The following is a 13,769-nucleotide window of genomic DNA, read 5'->3' on the forward strand; positions in this document are numbered from 1 at the left end:
AAGGTCGTGCTCTACCAACTGAGCTATTCCCGCAATAATGGCGTCCCCTAGGGGACTCGAACCCCTGTTACCGCCGTGAAAGGGCGGTGTCCTAGGCCACTAGACGAAGGGGACGTTGCCCGAAATGCACACGTACATTTCAGTGCCAGATCACTAACAAACGTTAGTCTCTTGGCTTTCACTCAACTTCGCCCGAAAGCAAAGCTGCTTAAAAATGGAGCGGGAAACGAGACTCGAACTCGCGACCCCGACCTTGGCAAGGTCGTGCTCTACCAACTGAGCTATTCCCGCAATGGCGTCCCCTAGGGGACTCGAACCCCTGTTACCGCCGTGAAAGGGCGGTGTCCTAGGCCACTAGACGAAGGGGACACACTACAACTTCACTGGTTACATGCGTTTGGCTGTTCGCTTTACGCTGCAATTGGCGCGCATTCTAGGGATGGATTGGAAGGTCGTCAACCCCAATATGAAAATATATTGAAATCAATGACTTCCCCCCTATTAAGGCGTTTTCCTACAGAGTCTCGAGGCAAGCTCTTGGCGCCTATATTCCGGCACCCTACAAGGAGTTATGATTGCCGGACCTCAGTGATGGCAGTTTGCTGCCCAGTCGATCCTCACCCCCGTCCTAGCCAGGCACTGCGACTTCACCGAGACAGCGCATCTACACCCACAAGAGGTTTTAACGTTGACGCCCACCATGATCGCCCTGCTTGTCGTCGTCGGGATCGCACTGTTGATTGCCATCGTCTACATCAACCATATAGTGGAAAACAACAAACTGGAGAAAGCCCGCCTCAAGGTCGAGCTTAACGACCGCATCCGTCGTTGCAGCGAGGTCAACGAGACCTTCCCCGGCCAGTTGATGTCTCCCGCCCTCAAACTGCTGCTTACCCGCCTTGAGCTCAATGCGACACAGCGCCTGTTGCTCCTGGATAAATCCAGCGCGGCATTAAAGGCACAAGTGACCGAGCTCGGCGGCCTGATTGCCAAGGGCGAGTCAATTCCTGTCAACAACCCGCCCAACCCGGTGCTGACCGAAGCCAAAGCCAAGGACGTACGTTTTTTGCTTGAAACACTCCACGGGCAAATCACCCGTGCGGCCAAGGACGGTTTTTTGCCGACCAACGAAGCCAAGCAGTGGCTCACGGAAATTCGCCACTTGCTGGTGGTGTTGCATATCGAGTTCTTCAACAATCTGGGCAAGCTGGCCCTGCAGAAAAATCAGCCCGCACAGGCGCGCCTGGCTTTCGAACGTGCCGTACAGTACTTGCGCAAACAGCCGGTACCCGCCATGTACAACGCCCAGATCAAGGATTTCGAAGCACAACTGGCACGCGCCAACGCACAAGTGCAGAGCGCACTTGAGCCGACCACGGGTGAAGTCAACGAGCTGACTGAAGGTTTGAAGACAGACGAGGCCGATGCCGACTGGAAGAAGAAGTCGATTTACGACTGACAGACACATGCCATCTGTGCAGCTGTCGGAGAAACCAGGGAATGCGATGTAAAGCCCAGGACGGGCCAGAGGGGTAAAACATATAAAGGCAGCCCTTGGGCTGCCTTTATATTTGACGTCAGGCTACCGGATTGATTGGCTTTTCCGGGTACCACACGTCCAACAGCGGGCTAACTTCAACGGTGGTCAGCTCTGGACGCGCTTTGAGCCAGGCTTCAACAGCAGCACGCTGCTCTTCGCTGACCGAACCGCGCTTCTGCAGGCAAACCAGACCGTAGTCGTCGCCGCCAACATAACCCAAGCCGTTAGCTTCCATGGCTTCTGCCAGGAAAGCTGCCAGGAATGCATCGATAGCCTCTTCCGACAGGTCTTCTTTGAAATCCAGGTTCAGCTCAAAACCCAACTCCTGAAATTCATCAACGCACAGTTTTTTGCGCAGACGCTGGGAACGATTAGTAGCCATTGAACAATCCTCTTAAGTAATAACGGGCGGCACTTTAGCAGCTTCGGCCGCCCGGCGCCCGGTTCCGTGTGAACGGTTCATCGTTTTCTATACTTTATCCGCGAAACCCTGTAACAGGTGGATGCACAACCCCGACAACCTTGGGGCATAATGCCAATACTTTTATGACCATTGAGGGAACTTTTCATCATGCCCTCGTATTTCCCCCCCTCGCCTGCAGGGTTTTACTTAATATGATCAAATCTTTACGGCCACTGTTTCTCGCCAGCTTTTTTCTGCCACTGGCCTTCGGCGCCAACGCCGCCCCTGTCAATACCACCCTCACACCAAAAGTTCAGCAAGCGCTCAAGACCAACAAACTGGGCGACGACGCCCTGTCCCTGGTTCTGCTGCCGCTAAGCGGCCCTGGCATCCCCACTGTCTACAACGCCGATGTATCCATGAACCCGGCCTCCACCATGAAACTGGTGACCACCTACGCCGCCCTGGAAATGCTTGGCCCGACCCATCAATGGAAAACCGAGTTCTACACTGATGGCACGCTGAACAATGGCATTTTGCAAGGCAACCTGTACCTCAAGGGCGGCGGCGACCCCAAGCTCAACATGGAAAAACTCTGGCTGTTGATGCGCGATCTGCGCGCCAATGGTGTGCAACAGATCACCGGCGACCTGGTACTCGATCGCAACTTCTTCAATCAGCCGCAACTGCCGGTATTCAACGACGACGGCAATGACAAGAACAAACCGTTCCTGGTCAAGCCCGACTCGCTGATGGTCAACCTCAAGGCCCTGCGTTTCGTGGCGCGCAACGATGGGGGCAAGGTTCTGATTTCGGTCGAACCACCAATTGCCAGCATCAAGATCGACAACCAGGTCAAGGCCGTCAACACCAAACAATGCACCGGCGACGTGCGCTACAACCCGGTACCGCAAGCCGACGGCTCGGTACTGGTAACCGTCAGCGGGCAACTGGCCGATGGCTGCAACTCGCAGACCTATCTGTCCCTGCTGGACCACGCGACCTACACTGCTGGCGCCGTACGCGCTATCTGGAAAGAGCTGGGTGGCAGCATTCAAGGCCAGGACCGCCAGGCCAGCGTACCCAAAAATGCCAAGCTGCTGGCACGCGCGTTCTCGCCAGACCTGGCCGAAATCATTCGTGACATCAACAAATACAGCAACAACACCATGGCCCAGCAACTGTTCCTGAGCCTGGGCGCGCAGTTCCGCAACGATGCTGACGGTGACGACGCCAAAGCTGCACAGCGCGTAGTACGCCAATGGCTGGCGAAAAAAGGCATTACCGCACCCCATTTGATCATGGAGAACGGTTCCGGCCTGTCCCGTGCAGAGCGCGTCAGCGCGCGGGAAATGGCGCAAATGCTACAGGCTGCCTGGAAAAGCCCCTACGCTGCCGAGTTCATCAGTTCCATGCCCATTGCCGGCAAAGACGGCACCATGCGCAAGCGCCTGAAAACCACGGCCATGAACGGCCAGGCCCATATCAAGACCGGCACCCTGAACACCGTGCGGGCCATTTCCGGCTTTAGTCGCGACAGCAACGGCAATACCTGGGCAGTGGTGGCCATCCTTAACGACCCTCGTCCGTGGGGCGCTTCGGCGATTCTGGATCAGGTTCTGCTCGACCTGTATCGTCAGCCGCAAATCCCGAATAGCGCGGTATCCATCGCGCAGTAAGGCGTTGCCCGGGCAATAAAAAACGCCCCTGATCGTGCGATCAGGGGCGTTTTTCATTGTGGGAGCGAGCCTGCTCGCGAAGCAGGCGACCCGCTCAGGCGCAAAACTGCGGTGATGCCATCGCGAGCAGGCTCGCTCCCACTACAGGCCCACCCCTGCAAGAAGCAGGCAGGCCAGTACTCAGCCGCTATTACCGGGCCATGATTTTCCAGGCACGGTGGATTTTGCTGTTGCGGGCAAAGTCCGGATCGATGGTGCTGGCAGTGATTTCTTCGACCGCGTAACGCGCTTCCAGATTTTCATCGAGGATGAATTTGCGGAAGTTGTTGGAGAAATACAGCACGCCACCCGGCGCCAGACGGGCCATGGCCAGATCCAGCAATTGCACGTGGTCGCGCTGCACATCGAAGATGCCTTCCATGCGCTTGGAGTTGGAGAAGGTCGGCGGATCGATAAAGATCAGGTCGTACTCTTCACGACAGGCATCCAGCCACACCATCACATCGCTCTGCTCCAGACGGTTCTTGTCCGAAAAACCGTTCAGGGACAGGTTGCGACGCGCCCAGTCCAGATAGGTTTTCGACAGGTCAACGCTGGTGGTGCTGCGCGCGCCGCCCTTGGCTGCGTGTACGCTGGCAGTTGCGGTGTAGCAATACAGGTTGAGGAAGCGTTTGCCGGCAGCCTCTTTCTGGATACGCATGCGCATCGGGCGATGGTCCAGGAACAGACCCGTGTCCAGATAGTCCGTAAGGTTGACCAGCAGCTTCACGCCGCCTTCATTGACCTCGGTGAACTTGCCCTGGGCACTTTGACGCTCGTACTGCTTGGTACCGCTCTGACGCTCGCGACGCTTGACGATTACCCGACTCTTGTCGATGTTCAACGCCTGCGGGATGGCCGCCAATGCATCGAACATGCGTTCCGAAGCTTTTACCGGATCAATGGATTTCGGCGCCACGTATTCCTGGACGTGAACCCAGTCGTGGTACAGATCGATCGCCATCGCATATTCAGGCATGTCGGCATCGTAGACACGGTAGCAGTCGATACCTTCGCGCTTGACCCACTTGCCCAGCGCCTTGAGGTTCTTTTGCAGTCGGTTGGCAAACATCTGCCCGCCTTCGCTCAAGCGCGGCTGCTCGATCACCACCGGAGCCGGTTTGATCGGGTTACCGTTCTTGTTGAACTTCTCGTACTTGGTTGGCGCTTCGATGTTGGAAGGCAGATCGGACTCAGCCTGTTCGCGCTCAGCCTGACGCTGCTCGGGGGTACGGCGCTCGCCGGTAACGAACTGATCCGGCACCACCTTGATCAACAACAGCTTGCACGGCAAGGCGCCGTTCCAGAACGAATACTGCTTGTGGCTACGGATGCCCATACGCTTGCCCAGATCCGGAGCACCGGTAAACACCGCGGCCTCCCAGTTCAAGCAGGCCTGGCGCAGACGCTCGCCGAGGTTCTGGTAGAGATAAAGCAAGCTCGCCTCATCACCCAGACGCTCGCCGTACGGCGGGTTGCAGATTACCAGGCCTTTCTGGTTCTGGTCCGGGCGCGGCTCGAAGGTCGCCACTTCGCCCTGATAAATCTTGATCCAGTGGCTCAGGCCCGCGCGCTCGATGTTATTGCGCGCTGGCTGGATCAGGCGCGGATCGGCTTCATAGCCACGAATCCACAGCGGTGGCTTGGCCATGCCGATTTCGGCACGCTCGGTGGCTTCGTCGTGAAGTTTTTTCCAGATGGCCGGTATATGACCCAGCCAGGCATCGAAACCCCAGTGAATACGATTGAGGTTTGGCGCCATATCGGCGGCGATCATCGCGCCTTCGACAAGGAACGTACCTACACCACACATCGGGTCAGCCAGAGCAGCACCTTCGGCGGCCATACGTGGCCAGCCCGCACGGATCAGGATGGCCGCCGCGAGGTTTTCCTTCAGCGGAGCAGCACCCTGCTGCAGGCGGTAGCCGCGCTGGTGCAGGCTGCTGCCTGACAGATCCAGCGACAGAATGGCTTCGCCACGGTCCAGGCGCAGGTGAATGCGCATGTCGGGGCTGATCTTGTCGATGGAAGGACGCTCACCGCTTGGCGTGCGCAGCTTGTCGACGATGGCGTCTTTTACCTTCAACGCACCAAAGTGGGTGTTGTCGATACCCGAGCCGTGACCGCTGAACTCAACGGCCAGGGTGCCATCCGGCACCATATGGTCTTGCCAGTCAACGTCCAGCACACCGTGGTACAGGTCTTCGGCGTCCTTCATCGGGAAGCGCTTGAGTACCAGCAACACACGGTTGGCAAGGCGCGACCACAGGCACAGGCGGTAGGCCGTCTCCATGGTAGCCATGCCTCGAATGGCCGAGGTGTGCTCGCGGGCTTCTTCAAGACCAAGGCCGGTGGCCTCTTCGAGAAGCAGGCCTTCAAGGCCTTTGGGACAGGTAAGGAAGAGTTCGTAACGATCCGACATGGGATTCCTGGGCTATTAGCTATCAGCGAGAAGGCGACGCATCGCCCGCTCCGTTTTCAATCAAGCGCTTTTCTTGAAGAGCGCTCGCGTGGCACGAAACTGTGCCGTTCCACCGAGGCGATCACTCATGCCCGCAGGCATGAACAGTTTAGACGCCGAGGCAGGTCATTCATCTGGAAACAACAGGTCATATACAGACCCTTCGTCGAATAGTCCCCCAGCAAAAGAGGCGGGTATTCGCGACGGGGAATGAAACGCATCCTCTTTGCAAACACTCGGCCTATCAGGCTTTGGTCGTATTCAGTGGTCAAAAAGCGACCTTACTTATGGCCTTAACACCATTATCGTTACGTCCTTATGACAAAACGATCATTCACACGCCTTGGCGCATTGGTTAGAACTCAACTCAGGTTACGGCCGCACAGGCCCTGACAAAATGCTCGCCACGTCGGCAGCGAGCACACCAACGGCAGAACACTCTGCCCCGGCCTCTGGAAGGCCGACGCTAAATAAACAGTCAACAAGTGAGGGCAATACCCTATGAGAAGACTTAAGCGTGATCCGTTGGAAAAAGCGTTCCTTCGCGGATATCAATACGGTGTTAACGGAAAATCCCGCGAGCTTTGCCCTTTTACTCTACCGTCGGTACGCCAAGCCTGGATTAACGGCTGGCGTGAAGGACGCGGCGACAACTGGGACGGTATGACAGGCACTGCGGGCATCCACAGACTCAACGAACTTCACGCCGTCGGCTAACTCCGGGCAAAATCCGACATCACCTCGAAGCTGTACTGACTCAACCTTGCCGCCCTTTCCAGGCGGCGGGCTACGGCCCAAGGGCTCCTTAGGGGAGCCCTTTTTATTGCCTGCCAATCAGCGCGCCAAGGCCGATATGGCGTCAACCGACTCGCGAATCAAGGCCGGACCCTTGTAGATAAAGCCCGAATAAATCTGCACCAGGCTCGCACCCGCAGTGATTTTTTCAGCTGCGTGTTTGCCCTCGGTAATCCCGCCCGCAGCAATGATCGGCATACGACCTGCCAGCTCACCGGCCAGTACTGACACCGTGTGAGTGCTTTTCTCACGAACCGGTGCTCCAGACAGACCACCCGCCTCGTCGCCATGCTCCATACCTTCAACACCTGTACGACTCAGCGTGGTGTTGGTGGCAATCACTGCGTCCATACCCGTCTCAAGCAGCGCCTGAGCCACAAGCACGGTTTCTTCGTCTGTCATGTCAGGGGCGATCTTGATCGCCAGCGGTACGCGCTTGCCGTGGCGCTGAGTCAGCTCGTTCTGACGCAGCTGCAGGGCCTCGAGCAATTGCTTGAGCGAATCACCGAATTGCAGGCTGCGCAAACCCGGCGTGTTAGGCGAGCTGACGTTTACAGTCACGTAGCTGGCGTGCTCATACACCTTGTCCAGGCAAATCAGGTAATCATCGACCGCTCGCTCAACCGGCGTGTCGAAGTTCTTGCCAATGTTGATACCCAGGATACCGCTGTACCTGGCTGCCTGAACCCGTGCAAGCAGGTGATCGACGCCAAGGTTATTGAACCCCATGCGGTTGATGATCGCTTGCGCTTCAGGCAGTCGGAAAATACGGGGTTTGGGATTGCCCGGCTGAGGTCGCGGCGTCACGGTGCCGATCTCAACGAAGCCAAAACCCAGTTGTGCAAAGCCATCAATGGCCGCACCATTTTTGTCCAGACCTGCGGCCAGGCCGACCGGGTTGGGGAAGTCCAGCCCCATCACCGTCACTGGCAGCCTTGCCGGCGCCTTGCACAACAAACCGTTAAGCCCGAGACGGCCACCTGCGCCGATCAAGTCCAGGGACAGGTCGTGGGAGGTTTCAGGGGAGAGTTTGAAGAGCAACTGGCGGGCCAGGTTATACATGGGCTGATAGGACTCAAAGGGTTGCTTGAAGAGAGCGCGATTATAGCTGCGCGCTTCACTAAATCACAGGCAAAGAAAAACCCGGCCTGAGCCGGGTTTTTCTGAACAGCCTAGCTAAAAATTACTTAGCTTCTGCTTGAACGGTAGCTTCTACGCGACGGTTCAGGGCACGGCCTTCTTCAGTTGCGTTGCTTGCAACTGGGTTGGCTTCGCCGTGGCCAACTGCGTCTACGCGGTTGGCTGCAACACCTTGGTTAACCAGGGCTGCACGAACAGCGTCAGCACGACGCTGCGACAGTTTCTGGTTGTAGGCGTCTGGACCGATGCTGTCAGTGTAACCAGCAACAGTAGTGGTGGTCGCAGGGTACTGCTTCATGAAATCAGCAACGTTGTTGATGTCAGGCATGTACTGCGATTTAACAACCGACTTGTCGAAGTCGAATTTCACGTCAAGTTCAACGCGAACAACTTCAGCGATCGGAGCTTCTGGTTCTGGCTCAACTGGTGCTGGAGCTGGAACTGGAGCAGGAGCGACTTTACCGCCGTTACCGCCGAAGTTCACACCCAGACCAACGGTAGGAGCGTAGTCCCACTTGCCGTTGTCCAGTTTGTAGTCAGCTTCAACGCCAGCACGGGCGAACAGGTTGTCAGTGATGTACCACTTAACACCAGCGCCTGCAGTCAGGAAAGTCGACTTGTCGCGACCGCTGTGGCCGTCAGCCTCAACGTTGGTCATGCTCTTGTGAGCAACACCGCCGGAAACGTATGGACGCAGAGCGTCGCCTACGGTGCCGAAGTGGTACTGAGCGTTCAGACCAAAGTTGTCGCCTTTGATTTTCTGGTGGCCAGTGCCGTCATTCGAACGGGTGTGGTTGGTTTTGTCGTAGGTCAGGTTCAACGAAACGTCGTCGGTCAGGAAGTAACCGATCGATGCGCCTGGGTTGTAACCGTCTTCTACGTGCTTGACGCTGTCGTTGTACTGTTTTTTGTAGAACAGTTCACCCTCGACCGCGCCTTGGCCTTGTGCCAGGGCACCGAACGAAGTTGCGGCTACAAAGGAACCAATGGCAATGCCCAAGGTGTTTTTCAGTTTCATCCGTTAAATCCCCATCTGGTGATTGTAAAGCAGTCCCTCATACCGGGGGACAACTCGGCAGCAAGTCTATCAGACCTTGCCTACACGTAGAGCCATTTGCGCTGAACTAAGTTTCAGCAATGCCTGCAAATTTCTCACGCAATTTATCTAGAGCACGCTTGTAACGCATCTTTGTCGCACTCAAACCCATATGCATTATGTCCGCGATTTCCTGAAATTCCAGTTCTGCGACAAAACGCAGCACAAGAATCTCACGATCAATCGGATTTACATGCACCAGCCAGCGATCAAGTCCGCCCTTTTCCTCAGGTTTCGGCGCCTTTTCTTCGGACGCTTCCTCGAGGGGGTCAATACTTAATGCGTCCATCAAGCGACGCTTTCGCCGTTCCTTTCGATACTGTGTAATGCACTCGTTGTAGGTGATGCTATACAGCCATGTCTTGAATTTCGACTTGCCTTCAAAATTTTTCAAACCGTACAGCACTTTCAGCATGACTTCCTGACAGACATCATCAGCGTCCCTATCGTTCCCTAAATACCTTGAACAAACGTTGAACAAAGTACGCTGATAGCGCCGCATCAGCTCTTCATAGGCACGTGTCACGTGAAACAACTCATCATGCGAGCGCGCCACCAGCTCCTCATCAGAGAGCTCGCGGGGGTCATAGCGCATGGATAGCGATTGTGCTTTATTCAAAACGAGTTGTGCCAACAGTCAGGTCAATGTCCGCCGCAACCAGTCAATCTTGGCTTTTTTGCGGCGGCGTACATTAGCAGGGTTTGCCGTGTTAGCGGCTGGTTACGTGCTGCTCCAGCAAGATCCGGTTCGAGATGGAGACTAGCTCACCCTCATCGGTCAGCAACGTGGTTTTAACCGTGCCAATTTCTTCGATCTGCCCTTCAACCTCGCCAATCCGCACTTCCTGACCAACCTGATACAGCTCACGCACATAGATCCCGGCCAGTATTTGCCCGGCGATTTCCCGGCTGCCCAGCCCCATTGCCAGTGCAATAGCCAGACCAACGGTAATCAACACAATAACAATCACATGGTTTAGCAGGTCGGTCTTGACCTCCAGCTGGCTGATAGCCACGGAGATGCTGATGATGATGACCAGCCCCTGGGTCACCCTGCCCAGCCCGCCGGCATAATCGAAGCCCACGCTCTCGGCAGCGCCACGCACCAGGCCGTTGAGCACCTGGGCCAGCAACACGCCTGCCAGCAGAACCAGCAGCGCACCAAAGACCTTGGGCAGATACACCGTCAACAGATCCAGCGCGGATGACACACGATCCAGGCCCAGAGACTGCGCTGCAGAAACCAGGAATACCAGCAGCACAAACCAGTAGACGATTTTGCCAATCAGCGTCGAAATGGGCACCTGAATTCCGACCCGGGCCAGAATCTTGGTCAAGCCCGTACCGCCCATCAGGCGGTCAAGGCCCAACTTGGCAAGCAGTTTGGACAGCAAGGCGTCGAGCAGTTTGGCAACCACGAAGCCCAGCAGTACTACCACCAACGCGCCGAAGAGGTTGGGAATAAAGTTGGCAATCTTGGTCCACAAGGCAGTCATTGCCGCGACCAGGCTTTGGGTCCAGACATTCAATTCCATGTTCAATCAGCCTTATCAACAGGGCGAGCAGCAGATTTGCGTCGCGAAACGGGCGCAATATGAGCCGAACCGCTATTCAAAGCAATCATCAGTGCTTGCATCCAGCGGCCCAGCAGGCTGAAAAGGTCTCCCGCACCGACCTGTCGGTTGGCGGTTTTCAGCACGCGACCCAGGCACGCATCGTCATCCCGGTTGGACGGCTCGGCCTTGAGCATTTCACGTAAGGACTGTTCAAACGGATCGTGCATAAGCACCTCTCGGTAAGTCAGTAAAAGACGAAGGGACATTTGCCGGGGTCACATTCACCCGGTCACAGCCACTGCAAACGACGGTAAAACCACCATTGCCCCGCCCCGATAACCAGCATCACGCCGCAGGTTATGGCAAAGCCATAAGAGTCATCGGAGAACGGTACGCCCCCCACATTGATACCCAGCAAACCGGTAATAAAGGTGATCGGCAGAAAGATCCCCGTCAGCACGCCAAAGCGATACATGATGCGGCTCATACGCACGTTCAAACGCCGGTCTTCAGACTCGAGCACCAGCCCCACGCGCTCGCGGGTCAGTTCGAGCTCCTCCAGATAGCGGGTCAGGCTGTTGTTCAGTTCGTTCCAGTAGTCGGCATCATCGGCACTGAACCAGGGTAATTTGATACGCGTAAGCTGACCGAAAATATCCCGCTGAGGTGCCAGGAATCGACGCAAGGCGGCTGCCCTTCGACGAACCTGCAAGAGGCTGTTGTGATCAGGTGTATACCGTTCGTCGGCATCTATTTTATCTTCTTCGTCATCGACGATTTCTGACAGTTCGCCGATCAAGTCCTGCACCTTCAATGTCAGGTGCTGGGCCAGGTACAGGATCAATTCAGAGGGATTTTTCGGGCCTTCACCCTGGGAAAACTCACTGAGCAACTCATCGGTGGCCCGCAATGGTCGCATGCGCAATGAGATCAAGCGCTGCGCACTGCCGAAAATACGCAGTGAAACCATGTCTTCAGGCTCTGCGCCGGGGTTCAGGTTGACCCCGCGCATAAACAGCAGCAGCTCATTGTTGGGGGCAGGCACCAGGCGCGGACGGGTATTTTCTTCAAGCAGCAGATCACAGTTGAAATCACTCAAGCCACTGGAATCACGCAGCCAGCTCTGGGTTTGCGGATGACTCCGATCCCAATGCAGCCAGAGGCTTTCGTGGGCCTGCAACTGAAGGTCGTTCAGCTCGGTGCGCGCAATCGAACGTGCGCCGCCTTCACCATCCAGCACCAGCGCATGCACCAGCCCCCATTGAGCGTTTTCTTCCTCGAACATCCGTGATCCTTAGTGGTAATGCGTTTAGCCCGGCATTTTCAGAGCGGTTGGCGAAATGATAACGCCATTATTGTCGGCATAAATGAATTCACCGGGGCGGAACGTGACACCCGCAAACGTCACGGGCACGTTGACATCGCCCACACCGCGACGGTTGCTCTTGAGCGGATGACTGGCCAAAGCCTGCACGCCGAGATCGGTTTGCGCGAGCACATCGACGTCGCGAATGCAGCCGTAAATAACAATACCTTCCCAGCCATTTTTTGCCGCCCTGTCTGCAATCATGTCGCCCAGCAAGGCATGACGCAGGGAACCGCCCCCATCGACCACCAGCACTTTGCCTTCACCGCTGAGTTCAGCCTGTTCCTTGACCCGGGAGTTGTCCTCGAAGCACTTGATGGTCACGATCTCGCCGCCAAAGGAGTCGCGCCCGCCGAAATTGCTGAACATGGGCTCAAGTACCTGCACCAGCTCAGGGTAGGCATCGCACAGATCGGGGGTGATGTAGTGATTCACGGGAAAGCTCCTGTTCAGGGTGGGCACAACAGTGAAAACAACGATAGCACTATGGGTTATAGACGCTTTGGACAAGCCCGGCTTTAAAAGTCGTCCAAGCCTCGAGCGGCAACCAATATCACATAAAAGAACACGTTATGACCACCTTGCGATATCGGGTCACACGCCATCCGCACCAGCTGCCGTATGAACGAAGCAGCTGCAGAAACACTGCAACTGTGGGAGCGAGCCTGCTCGCGAAGATCGTTCGCGAGCAGGCTCGCTCCCACAATAGAGGGCTTGACCTGCAACAGAGTATCTACAACGATTTCGTCGTGCCTTTTAGTAGCCAATCACGCACCAATGGCCACACTTCCTGCTGCGCAGACTGGCTGACCAGCATTTCAACGTGACTGTAATCAGAGCTGAAGCCATGCTCACGGCCAAGGGACACGAACATGCGCTGTTCTGAGCCCAACTGGTCGAACAGCTTGCGACACGCCCACTCCGGCGTTTGCCGATCACCCACCGCTGCCACCACCAGTGCCGGGACCTGAACCTCGGCCAAACCGGCCCACCAGTCGCGCTCGGCGTCCTTGAAACGCCCCATAAAACCATTCCAGCGCAGGGTTTCCAGGGCGATGCTGACCGGCTCGTCTTCCGGGCCACGCTTGAGTCGCGTCCCCGACAGTTGCTTGAAGCGCTTCAACAACAGATAGGCACCCCACTCAATCGGAGGAATTTTCAGTGACCAGTAACGGCGATTGATCTGACAGCCAAAAAACGCCGCCGACGCCACATCCGGCTCACTCAGATACTTGCCCCCCAAGGCCGCGGCCAAACTGATGGCACCCTGAGAATGGCCGAGCCAGTGCGGAACTTGCCCGCTTTGCTCGCGAACAAATGCCGCTATGGCTGGCAAGTCGTAGCGGGCATAGTCCGCCACGCGATTTTTAGCCCAGCTAATATTTCGTGACGAAAGACCATGGCCACGCATTTCGGGCAGCCACACATCAAACCCGGCACGCGCCAAAAACGCCCCTAGCCCTGCCCCCTTGGGCGAGTACCAAAAACGCCGATTGGAAAAACTGCCATGCAACAGGATGACCGGCACGCCGCGTACCTGGCTGTCGTCGGCCATCCCCAGGCGGGTCACCACCAGCTCAACGGAAATATCCGGGCTGTTGGCCGGTTTCAAGCGATAAACGTCTTCGCTCAGATCGCCCCGACGCTCAGCGCTGATCAGGGCAACGGGAAAAAGGAGACTGCTGCTTTGCATA

13 protein-coding genes and 3 tRNA genes are annotated in these 13,769 nt (G+C 56.4%); 3 read left to right on the plus strand and 13 right to left on the minus strand.

The annotated features are described in order from the left end of the window. Positions 1 to 38: 38 nt before the first annotated feature. From EQV96_RS23010 to EQV96_RS23020, 3 genes are all read right to left on the minus strand, one after another. Positions 39 to 114 (minus strand) — tRNA-Glu (locus tag EQV96_RS23010). Positions 115 to 215: 101 nt separating this feature from the next. Further along, positions 216 to 291: transfer RNA gene (locus tag EQV96_RS23015), tRNA-Gly, on the minus strand. 2 nt (positions 292 to 293) lie between these two features. Continuing rightward, positions 294 to 369, minus strand: a tRNA-Glu gene (locus tag EQV96_RS23020). Positions 370 to 700: 331 nt separating this feature from the next. Between EQV96_RS23020 and EQV96_RS23025 the strand changes: the two genes are divergently transcribed. After that, positions 701 to 1,459: a hypothetical protein gene (locus EQV96_RS23025; protein ID WP_095003130.1), complete on the plus strand. Its 759-nt coding sequence runs from the start codon at positions 701 to 703 to the stop codon at positions 1,457 to 1,459. A gap of 118 nt (positions 1,460 to 1,577) precedes the next feature. Here the strand turns inward: EQV96_RS23025 and EQV96_RS23030 are convergent, their stop codons facing one another. After that, positions 1,578 to 1,922, minus strand: a complete 345-nt coding sequence (locus tag EQV96_RS23030; protein WP_095003129.1) for a YggL family protein — start codon at positions 1,920 to 1,922, stop codon at positions 1,578 to 1,580. Between the two features lie 233 nt (positions 1,923 to 2,155). Between EQV96_RS23030 and dacB the strand changes: the two genes are divergently transcribed. After that, positions 2,156 to 3,622: a D-alanyl-D-alanine carboxypeptidase/D-alanyl-D-alanine-endopeptidase gene (gene dacB, locus EQV96_RS23035; RefSeq protein WP_095003128.1), complete on the plus strand. Its 1,467-nt coding sequence runs from the start codon at positions 2,156 to 2,158 to the stop codon at positions 3,620 to 3,622. Positions 3,623 to 3,812: 190 nt separating this feature from the next. On the opposite strand, the gene rlmKL is transcribed toward dacB, so the two are convergent. Next, positions 3,813 to 6,083, minus strand: coding sequence for a bifunctional 23S rRNA (guanine(2069)-N(7))-methyltransferase RlmK/23S rRNA (guanine(2445)-N(2))-methyltransferase RlmL (rlmKL, locus tag EQV96_RS23040; protein ID WP_095025762.1), 2,271 nt, complete (start codon positions 6,081 to 6,083; stop codon positions 3,813 to 3,815). 540 nt (positions 6,084 to 6,623) lie between these two features. On the opposite strand from rlmKL, the gene EQV96_RS23045 reads away from it, so the two are divergent. Beyond that, positions 6,624 to 6,839, plus strand: coding sequence for a ribosome modulation factor (locus EQV96_RS23045; RefSeq protein WP_095003125.1), 216 nt, complete (start codon positions 6,624 to 6,626; stop codon positions 6,837 to 6,839). A 117-nt stretch (positions 6,840 to 6,956) separates the two neighbouring features. Here the strand turns inward: EQV96_RS23045 and EQV96_RS23050 are convergent, their stop codons facing one another. The 8 genes from EQV96_RS23050 to EQV96_RS23085 all read right to left on the minus strand — a co-directional run bounded on the left by EQV96_RS23050 (position 6,957) and on the right by EQV96_RS23085 (position 13,768). Continuing rightward, entirely contained in the window at positions 6,957 to 7,979 is a 1,023-nt protein-coding gene (locus tag EQV96_RS23050; RefSeq protein WP_095003124.1) for a quinone-dependent dihydroorotate dehydrogenase, read from the minus strand. 121 nt (positions 7,980 to 8,100) lie between these two features. After that, positions 8,101 to 9,075 (minus strand): OmpA family protein, encoded by a 975-nt coding sequence (locus EQV96_RS23055; RefSeq protein ID WP_095003123.1) that lies wholly within the window; start codon positions 9,073 to 9,075, stop codon positions 8,101 to 8,103. 106 nt (positions 9,076 to 9,181) lie between these two features. Further along, a complete protein-coding gene (gene sigX / locus EQV96_RS23060) occupies positions 9,182 to 9,772 on the minus strand; it encodes an RNA polymerase sigma factor SigX (protein ID WP_029611289.1) in 591 nt (196 codons plus the stop codon). Positions 9,773 to 9,863: 91 nt separating this feature from the next. After that, positions 9,864 to 10,688 (minus strand): mechanosensitive ion channel domain-containing protein, encoded by an 825-nt coding sequence (locus tag EQV96_RS23065; RefSeq protein WP_095003122.1) that lies wholly within the window; start codon positions 10,686 to 10,688, stop codon positions 9,864 to 9,866. 2 nt (positions 10,689 to 10,690) lie between these two features. After that, positions 10,691 to 10,936 (minus strand): CrfX protein, encoded by a 246-nt coding sequence (locus EQV96_RS23070; RefSeq protein WP_095003121.1) that lies wholly within the window; start codon positions 10,934 to 10,936, stop codon positions 10,691 to 10,693. 62 nt (positions 10,937 to 10,998) lie between these two features. Continuing rightward, positions 10,999 to 11,994 carry a CorA family divalent cation transporter gene (locus EQV96_RS23075; protein ID WP_095021009.1) on the minus strand — a complete coding sequence of 332 codons (996 nt, stop codon included), beginning with the start codon at positions 11,992 to 11,994 and terminating at the stop codon, positions 10,999 to 11,001. Between the two features lie 24 nt (positions 11,995 to 12,018). Next, positions 12,019 to 12,510: a ribonuclease E activity regulator RraA gene (gene rraA / locus EQV96_RS23080; protein ID WP_095019625.1), complete on the minus strand. Its 492-nt coding sequence runs from the start codon at positions 12,508 to 12,510 to the stop codon at positions 12,019 to 12,021. A 298-nt stretch (positions 12,511 to 12,808) separates the two neighbouring features. Beyond that, entirely contained in the window at positions 12,809 to 13,768 is a 960-nt protein-coding gene (locus EQV96_RS23085; protein ID WP_095019624.1) for an alpha/beta fold hydrolase, read from the minus strand. Position 13,769 lies beyond the last annotated feature (1 nt).

Source organism: Pseudomonas sp. TMW22080 (assembly GCF_022496745.1).
GTDB classification, from domain to species: domain Bacteria; phylum Pseudomonadota; class Gammaproteobacteria; order Pseudomonadales; family Pseudomonadaceae; genus Aquipseudomonas; species Aquipseudomonas bubulae.